Origin of the sequence: Protofrankia sp. CiP1_Cm_nod2, from assembly GCF_920664355.1 — a bacterium.
In the GTDB taxonomy this organism is placed as follows: domain Bacteria; phylum Actinomycetota; class Actinomycetes; order Frankiales; family Frankiaceae; genus Protofrankia.
The window spans coordinates 2,167-10,560 of the sequence record NZ_CAKKTL010000191.1; the positions used below are offsets into that span (position 1 = coordinate 2,167).

8 protein-coding genes are annotated in these 8,394 nt (G+C 71.6%); 5 read left to right on the forward strand and 3 right to left on the reverse strand.

The annotated features are described in order from the left end of the window. The coding region (locus NBW84_RS18425) for a hypothetical protein (RefSeq protein WP_250285982.1) at nucleotides 1–211 on the reverse strand (211 nt) is incomplete at its 3' end. 49 nt (nucleotides 212–260) lie between these two features. Then, nucleotides 261–926: an O-methyltransferase gene (locus tag NBW84_RS18430; protein WP_250285983.1), complete on the reverse strand. Its 666-nt coding sequence runs from the start codon at nucleotides 924–926 to the stop codon at nucleotides 261–263. Between the two features lie 169 nt (nucleotides 927–1,095). Between NBW84_RS18430 and sigE the strand changes: the two genes are divergently transcribed. The 4 genes from sigE to tatB all read left to right on the forward strand — a co-directional run bounded on the left by sigE (nucleotide 1,096) and on the right by tatB (nucleotide 6,085). After that, nucleotides 1,096–1,998: an RNA polymerase sigma factor SigE gene (gene sigE, locus NBW84_RS18435; RefSeq protein WP_250285984.1), complete on the forward strand. Its 903-nt coding sequence runs from the start codon at nucleotides 1,096–1,098 to the stop codon at nucleotides 1,996–1,998. Then, a complete protein-coding gene (locus NBW84_RS18440; RefSeq protein WP_250285986.1) occupies nucleotides 1,995–2,930 on the forward strand; it encodes a zf-HC2 domain-containing protein in 936 nt (311 codons plus the stop codon). Before sigE ends, NBW84_RS18440 begins: the two co-directional genes overlap by 4 nt. Nucleotides 2,931–3,531: 601 nt before the next feature. Further along, nucleotides 3,532–5,046 carry a trypsin-like peptidase domain-containing protein gene (locus NBW84_RS18445; protein ID WP_250285987.1) on the forward strand — a complete coding sequence of 505 codons (1,515 nt, stop codon included), beginning with the start codon at nucleotides 3,532–3,534 and terminating at the stop codon, nucleotides 5,044–5,046. 364 nt (nucleotides 5,047–5,410) lie between these two features. Continuing rightward, entirely contained in the window at nucleotides 5,411–6,085 is a 675-nt protein-coding gene (gene tatB / locus NBW84_RS18450; protein ID WP_250285988.1) for a Sec-independent protein translocase protein TatB, read from the forward strand. Between the two features lie 169 nt (nucleotides 6,086–6,254). On the opposite strand, the gene NBW84_RS18455 is transcribed toward tatB, so the two are convergent. After that, the gene (locus NBW84_RS18455) at nucleotides 6,255–7,400 is read right to left on the reverse strand and encodes a P-loop NTPase (protein WP_250285989.1); all 1,146 of its coding nucleotides are present in this window, start codon (nucleotides 7,398–7,400) and stop codon (nucleotides 6,255–6,257) included. Nucleotides 7,401–7,791: 391 nt separating this feature from the next. Between NBW84_RS18455 and NBW84_RS18460 the strand changes: the two genes are divergently transcribed. After that, the gene (locus tag NBW84_RS18460) at nucleotides 7,792–8,250 is read left to right on the forward strand and encodes a MarR family transcriptional regulator (RefSeq protein WP_250285990.1); all 459 of its coding nucleotides are present in this window, start codon (nucleotides 7,792–7,794) and stop codon (nucleotides 8,248–8,250) included. The last annotated feature ends 144 nt before the right edge of the window (nucleotides 8,251–8,394 follow it).

The following is an 8,394-nucleotide window of genomic DNA, read 5'->3' on the forward strand; positions in this document are numbered from 1 at the left end:
ACGGCGGAACGACGCGAACGGCGGAACGAACGGCAGAAACAGCCTGGCCGAACGAACGGCCTAAAGCGCCGGTCGTGTAACCATACGTATCCTCGCGCACAGCAGCACACGTCGATGGACGCCAGCCGCCGAAGAAGATCAGCGCGAGTTTGTCGCTGTGTACGCTGACACGGCCAAAGAGCGCACACGACAACAAACTCGCGCCGATCATGGCCTGCGTGGGTGGTTACGGACGGGGCTCGCGCTACTTGACCGACGCTCTAGCCGACCGGTGAGGACCTGGCGACCACGGCGACCAGGAGGCCGCCGTAGCCCGTGGTCAGGAGCATGGGGGTCAGCCGGCTGTCGTCGCGGACGGCGGCGACCAGCTCCCGGGCCGCGATGGCCTCGGCGTCGCGGGCGTCGGGATCGGCGACCCGCCCGCCGGCGAGCGCGCCGGTGAAGACCACGATGCCGCCCGCCCGCAGCAGGCGGAGGGCCTGGCTGAGGTAGTCGGTGGCCTCGCGCTGGTCCGCGTCGCAGAAGACCAGGTCGTAGGCGCCGTCGGTGAGCCTGGGCAGGACGTCGAGCGCGCGCCCGGTGATCAGCCGGCTGCGGTTGGGTGCCATGCCGGCGTCCGCGTACGTGCGGCGGGCCAGCCGCAGATGCTCGGCTTCGACGTCGATGGTGGTCAGGGTCCCGTCCGGGCGCATCCCGCGCAGCAGCCAGGTGCCGGACACGCCGGTCCCTGTCCCGATTTCGACAGCTGTGCGGGCTGCCACAGAGGCGGCGAGGAAGCGCAGGATGGAACCGGTGCCCGGGGTGACCGGGACGATACCGACCTCCTCGGCGCGGGCTCGGGCAGCCCGCAGGGGAGGGTCTTCCAGCAGGAAGCCCTCCGTGTATGCGGCGGTCGGATCGACGGCCCCGGTGACTGTGTCGGGCATGACATAGGCAGCCTACGGGAACGCCGGGTGCTGATGGCGCGTTCGTCTTGGCAACGCGCCTCGTGTCGGGGATGGATCGAGGGGAGAACAGCCGGTGTCCGCTGCGGGTTTTGCCGCGCCATGGCCGGCGCGTCGGGTACGTTCGTCTCGAACCGATCGAGAGGCGGCTGTGAACGGACAGGACGCGCGCCTGGCCACGTTCACGTCTGGCCGGCTGGCTCCGCCACGTCCGGCCTCGGAGGAGAACGCCGCCGGGTCTGTCGCGGCCGATGCCGCTGGCACGGTCGGTGGCGACGCGGCCGCGTGGGTCCCACCCACCTGGGAAGAGGTCGTACGGGACCACGGTAACAGGGTGTACCGTCTCGCCTACCGTCTTACGGGTAACGCGCACGACGCCGAAGACCTCACCCAGGACGTCTTCGTGCGCGTGTTCCGGTCGTTGGCGGACTACACACCCGGCACCTTCGAGGGCTGGCTGCACCGGATCACCACGAACCTCTTCCTGGACCGGATGCGACGCCAGCAGAAGATCCGTTTCGACGCGCTGCCGGACGACCCCGAGCGGCTGGCGGGCCGTGAGGCGAGCCCTGAGGCCGTCTACGCGGAGTCGCACTTCGACGCCGACATCGAAGGCGCACTGGCCGCGCTCCCGCCGGACTTCCGGGCCGCGGTCGTGCTCTGCGACATCGAGCAGCTCTCCTACGAGGAGATCGCGCAGACCCTGGGGGTGAAGCTCGGCACGGTCCGCAGCCGGATCTCCAGGGGACGCGCGATGCTGCGGCAGGCGCTCGCCGACCGGGCGCCGCGCTCCTCGGCCTACCTGCCCACAGCCGGGGAAGCGGCGCTGCTGGCCGTGGCCGACGAGCCGGCCGGCAGCAACGCGGCCGTCTCGCCGACGGCCATGGCCGGGCCGCAGTCCCCGCCCATGGCCGACAGCCGGGCCCCGGCGGATGACGGGGCGCACCGGCCACACCGGTCGCACCGGATCCCTCGCCGGGCGGCGGCTGCGAGCGCACCGCCGACCACGGCGCATGTGGGCGGTGCGACGTCCACGCCGGAGCGGCAGGCGTGAGCGAACACCATCTTGGTGATCGGATCGCCCCGCTGGTCGACGGGCAGCTCGACCATGACGACCGGGACCGCGCCCTGGCGCATCTCGCCCGCTGTCCCGCCTGCCAGTGGGAAGTAGCCGAACTGCGTCGCCTCAAGGCGCGGCTGGCGGCGCTCGGCGGCCCTGTGCTGCCGGGTTGTGTGGCGGACAGGCTGCTGCGGATGGCCGCGGCCGCCATCCCCACCCGGTTCGTCGCGGGTACTCCCTCCGCCACGGACAACGACCGGGTGCTTGCCGGCCCCGCGTTTCCAGCCGGCTCCGCGTTTCCAGCCAGCCCCATGCTTCCGGCCGATCCAGCGGCTCCCGTCGGCTACCCGGTCGCGCAGCCGCCCGCCGGCATCCCTGAGAGGTTCCGGTCCGGCCATCCCCATGGCTGGGGAGACGTCCACGCGGCCGGCTCGACGTGGTCGCCGCCGCAGGCGCATGTGCCCACCGGGAGGCGGGCGTTCACGGCCGGGACGCCGGCCGTCCCAGCCGCTGTGATCTTGCCTGCGGCCCTGTCAGAGGCGTCGACGAAGGAGGGATGGACGGCGGCCGGCCGGCCGTCCCCACGGGTGGCACCACGCGTGACCACGCCGGCCACGGGTGGCCGGCGCCCGCGGCCCGGGCCGGCGGATCCGCGTGTACGCGCGGCGTATCGCCGTAGCCGGGCCAGGCGCACCCTGGTGGGCTCGGCGGCCGTGCTGCTTTTCGCCGTCGCGGGAGCCGCGTTCGGGGAGGCGCGCGCTCCCAGCGGGCTTCCCGCGTCGTCGACCCTTCCGGCCGTGGTGCCGGTGGTACAGCCGAGCTTCACCACCGGTGTCACCGCGGTCAGGGTCAGCCGTCTGGCACCGACGGTCAGCGTGGTATCCGTACCGGTCAGCGTACGGCGTCCCCTCGCCGGCAAGCCGTAGGCGGAACGTCGGCGAACCGGGCAAGCCGTGGGTGGAGAACCGGGCAGACCGCAGCTGGGAACTGTCGTCCGCACACGGCGGAAGCCGCCTACAGCCGAAGGCATCGTAGGTGGAAACCGCTGCCTGTATGGCGGATGTCACCTACATGACGGAAGTCACCTACGCTGCCCTGGCAGCCCGGGATCCGTGTCGCGAGTCGTACGGTGGTAGGCGCGTGAACGGTGCGCTATGGTCATCCGCCTGCGGGTGTCACGGCGGTTGACGACTCAGCTCGTCTCCGAACACGTTCCGGAGTCGGTCTGCTGAATATCGGTGACTACGCTGGGCTTTCCGACGCGTCGCGAGGAGCGGCTCGGTGGATCCGAGGCCAGGCGACGATCCGGAGGGCAGGCCCCAGCGGCGGTCGGGAGGCGAAGCGGTCATGAGCAGTGGCAGCGAGAATGTCGCCGTTCCCTCGCGCTCCGGGCCTGTCACGGGGTACTCGCCACAGGCGGGATCCACGGCGGACACGCCCGCTGGCCTGGGGCCGGGCGGGGCGAAGCAGGAGCCGTCGGAGTCGGGAAATATCACTGGAATAGCGCATTCGGGTACGAAAAATGACATGAGCTGGCTCGACGGCGCCGTCCGCGGGCCCTCCGACCCGCCAACCGATCCGTGGTGGACCCGTCCGGCCCCGGGGCCGGTCCCGGTTACCGGTACCGGATGGCCGGGCGGTGCCGCGCTGCCGATCGGCCTGCGGCGGCCGGCCGGTACCCAGTGGTGGGGTGCCGCCGCGCGTACGGGCGTCAGCGCCGGTCCGGTGGCCGCCGACATCACGACCACCGAGGACGCCATGGATGGCGGCCCGACCGCTGTCGGTGCTGCCGACGGCAGCGTGCGGGCGGGTGACCGTGTCGCTGGTGCCGCTGGTGCCGCTGGTGCCGTTGAGCCGGCCGGCGCCCGCCATCCGGGCGGGACGGGTGGGCCGCGCCGGGCCGCGCCGGCGAGATTCCGCCGCCTTTCGTCGCTCCCGGTGCTGGCGCTGCTGCTCGCGGGGCTGCTCGGCGGGGTGGTCGGTGGCATGATCGGTGCCTACGGCGCGTCCGGTGGCGACCACGGCTGGACGGCCTCGTCCGCGCCCGCGTCGCAGGGCGCGGCAGGCGGCGGCACGCCGGCCCCGGGTGAACGCAGCGTCCCGGTCTCCGTCATCGCCGCGCGGGTGCTGCCGTCCGTGGTCACGATCAGTGTGGTCACCCAGGCCGCGACCGCGACCGGCTCCGGTGTGATCATCAGGCCGGACGGCTACATCCTGACCAACAACCACGTGCTGGCCAACGTCAGTGCGAAGGCGCGCGTCTCGGTGACCCGCTACCAGGACCTGCAGCCGATGCCAGCGGAGATCGTCGGCCGTGATCCCAGGACCGACCTCGCCGTCATCCGGATCCGGGCGGACGGCCCGCTGCCCGCGGCGACGCTGGGGCGTTCCGGGTCGCTCGTGGTCGGCGCCCCCCTGGTCGCCATCGGCGCGCCCCTGGGGCTGGCCGGGACCGTGACCACCGGTATCGTCAGCGCGCTGGACCGTGACCCGACCGTGCCGGTGGAATCCGGCGGGGAGTCGCTGCTCATCGGCGCGATCCAGACCGACGCCGCCATCAACCCGGGCAATTCGGGCGGTCCGCTGCTGGACGGGAGCGGCCAGGTCATCGGCATTAACACGGCGATCGCGACAGTGCCCGGTGGTTACGGTGAGCATGGCATGTCCGGGAACATCGGTGTCGGTTTCGCCATCCCGATCGACTACGCGAAGTCGGTGGCCGATGAGATCATCCAGACTGGGCGGGCCACCCATCCGCACATCGGGGTGTCCGCGGTCACGGTTGCGGCGAACGCCCCCACGGGGGCCGGGACGTCCGCCGGTGTCCTGGTCCGTGGCGTCGAGGCCGGGGGGCCGGCGGCACTGGCCGGGCTGCGTCCCGGCGATCTCATCACCAGGATCGGAGACGTCGCTGTCGGTAGCATCAACGATCTGATCACGGCGACCCGGGCACACCGGGCCGGCGAACGGATCACTGTGACGTTCGAGCGGGACGGCCGGGCGCAGGCTGCTCAGGTGACCCTGCGGGAGCAGTCCGGCTGACCGTGCGGCCACGGCCGGCCGTGTCGGATGCCCGTGTCCGCTGGTTGACGGCTTGGTACGGGGTTGACGGCTGGTACGGGTAGGTGGGCGGAACGCGGTCGATGCTCGGGCTCCGGGGCCGGCCCCGGAGCTCCGGTTCCGGAGCCGTTGTGATGATGGCGACGTTGTGATGCCAGAAACACAATGATCGTATGATGGCGGTGACATTGCGATGACAGTATTGTGACGACGACACTGCGATGGGTGGTTGTCCGGGCGTTGTCCGCATAGTTGGAGACCGGTCAGGCGTGGCCCGGGCGACGGCTGGCCGGTGGATGTCGGCAAGCCTGTTTCGTTGATCGCGATTGCAGGGTAGTGTGAAACTGTGTTCAACGGCGTTGGATGGGGCGAGATCGCTGTCCTGTTGGTGATCGGCCTCTTCGTGTTCGGCCCGGAGCGGCTGCCCAAGGTCGCCCGCGACGCGGGCCGGATGCTGCGTCAGATCCGCCAGGCCGCCACCGGGATGCGCGAGGAGCTGCGCTCCGAGCTCGGCCCGGAGTTCGCCGACCTCGATCTGCGGACCCTGCACCCCAAGACCTTCGTCCGCAAGCACCTGCTCGAGGACGACGATCCGGTGCTGCCGTCCTACCTGTCCAAGCGGACGTCCTTCGACAAGATGCTCTTCGACGACGACTCCGACGCCCTGCCCGGGGCGGTGGATCCGCCTCGTCCGCGGCTTTCCTACGACTCCGGTTCCTATGAGGACGCCGCCATCCAGGTGAAGCCCACTCTGTCGCTGGCCAAGGCGTCGCCGGATGGAACGTCCCTGGCCAAGCCGTCCTCGACCGGGCCGTCGTTGACCACGTCGTCGCCCGGGTCCGCGGCTTCCGCCTCCCTGGCGAAGGCCACCTCCCTGACGAAGAGCACGTCCGACAGCTCGGGCCGGCCGGGCCCAGAGGTGTCCTCCGGAGCCGGCGGTGGCGCCTCTCCCACGGCTGGCGGCGGTACCGCGGCCGGCCAGCCGCCGGTCGCGCCGCCGTTCGACGGCGACGCGACCTGAGTTCCCGGCCCGCCCGGAAGGCCGTTGGACGGACGGTCCAGGAGGCTGTTCGGGGGGCAGCCGCGTCCTATCAGTGTTCCCGCAGGCCACTGCCCTGCTCGTTCCCGCCTTGCTCCGAGATCGTACTCGGAAGATCGCCGACAGGAGCCGGCTGAGGGATCCGCCGCGGTCAGTGCTGCCGGGCCGGAGTGAGGCCGAGGGAACGGCCCGCCAGCCCACGGGAGCGGGACGACAGGCGTTCGGCCACCCCCCGGAGGATCTTCCCCGCTTCGGAGTCCGGATCGGAGATCGCCAGCGGGACGCCATTGTCTCCGCCTTCCCGCAGCCGGACGTCGATCGGCACCTGCCCGAGCAGGGGCACCGCGTGCCCGAGGACCCGGCTGAGGCGCTCGGCCACGGCGATGCCGCCGCCGGAGCCGAAGACGTCCACCCGCCCGTCACAGTGCGGGCAGGGCAGCCACGCCATGTTCTCGACCACGCCGACGACGTTCTGCCGGGTCTGGACCGCCACTGTGCCGGCCCGCTCCGCGACCTCGGTCGCGGCGAGCTGCGGAGTGGTGACCACAAGAAGCTCGGAGGAGGGCACGAGCTGCGCCAACGAGATCGCGATGTCGCCGGTGCCCGGGGGCAGGTCGAGCAGCAGGACGTCGAGGTCGCCCCAGAACACGTCCGAGAGGAACTGCTCCAGCGCGCGGTGCAGCATGGGGCCACGCCATGTCACAGGCTGGTTTCCCCGGGTGAACATACCGGTGGAGATGACCTTGACGCCGTGCGCCTGCGGCGGCATGATCATCTTTTCGACCTGGGTGGGCAGACGGTCCACGCCCAGCATCCGGGGGATCGAGTGCCCGTAGATGTCGGCATCGAGGACGCCGACCGACAGTCCGGAGCGGGCCATCGCCGCGGCCAGGTTGACCGTCACCGACGACTTGCCGACGCCGCCCTTGCCGCTGGCCACCCCGTACACCCGGGTCAGCGAGCCGGGCTGGGCGAACGGGATCGCCCGGGTGGCGGTTCCTCCGCGCAGCTTCGTGTGCAGGGCGGCGCGCTGCTCGGCCGTCATCACCTCGAGGCGGACCCGCGTGCCTCGCACGCCCGGCACCGCGGTGACCGCCCGATCGACCCGAGAGACGATCTCCTCGCGCATCGGGCAGCCCGCGACCGTCAGCAACACCACGACGTCCACGGTGTTGTCGTCGGTGACACGTACCGACTCGACCATGTCCAGTTCGGTGATCGGACGCCCGATCTCAGGGTCGAGCACCGTTGCGAGAGCTGCCTGGATCGCGTCCGCGCTAGGCCGGGAAGCAGACAAGAGAACCTCGACCGGTCTGTGTGATGGTGCGTGCGGCTCCTGCCGGCACGCCTGCACGTCCACCATAACCGTAGGTCCAGCCTGGACGCGTCCGACAAGGTACGAACCCGGCCGCTTCCGGCGCGGACGGCACGGCCCCCGGGCGAGCGGTGCTCGGCGGCGCGCCGACCGGCGCCCTGGCGTGACCGGGCCGCCCACGGCCGTCCACGGGCCGGGCGCGGCTGTCGAGAGGTGATGGGCCGGCTGTCAACCCGTCGAGGTCGGTCAAATTGTCGATCATCTGACATCCCTGGCGAGTCCGAGCCCGCGCCCATAGTGCCGACGTACTCTGATCCACGTGACGGTGGACGAGCAAACAGTGGAACAGGAACCGCTGGTCGACCCGCGATCGATGCGCGCGTGGCGTCAGTTCCTGCGAGCTCATTCCTACGTTACCCGCAAGCTGGAAAGCGACCTCGAAACCGAGCACCATTTGCCGCTGGCCTCCTACGACGTGCTGGTGCAGCTTTCCGAGGCGCCGGAAGGCGCGTTGCGGATGAACGAGCTCGCGGAGGCGGTGCTGCTGTCGCGCAGCGGACTGACCCGGCTGGTCGACCGGCTGGAACGTGAGGGCCTGGTCGAGCGCCGCTCGTGTCCGTCGGACGCGCGGGGGACGCTGGCCACCCTCACCCCGGAGGGCCGCCAACGGCTGCGGGTCGCGTCCCGGACCCATCTCGCCGGGGTGTCCAAACACGTGACCAGCCACTTCAGCCCCGACGAACTGGACACACTCGCCGACCTGCTGGGCCGGCTCGACCATTACCCGCCCGCGCGGCACCCACCGGGCGGTGGCTGCGGCCAGAGCGTGTAGCCGGCCGGCGGCCCGGCGCCCGGCCGGGGTCTGGCCGGGGTCTGGCCGGGGTCTGGCTGGCGGGCGGACGGTCGTGGCTGGCCGTTGACCGGCCGGTGACCGGTCAGCGGGCTGGTGCCGCCGGGCCGGTCAACGGTTCGGCGC

Coding starts and splice junctions, on each gene's coding strand:
- NBW84_RS18430 (WP_250285983.1), bottom strand. CDS start 926: ATGCCCGACACAGTCACCGGGGCCGTCGATCCGACCGCCGCATACACG.
- NBW84_RS18445 (WP_250285987.1), top strand. CDS start 3,532: ATGAGCTGGCTCGACGGCGCCGTCCGCGGGCCCTCCGACCCGCCAACC.
- NBW84_RS18460 (WP_250285990.1), top strand. CDS start 7,792: ATGCGCGCGTGGCGTCAGTTCCTGCGAGCTCATTCCTACGTTACCCGC.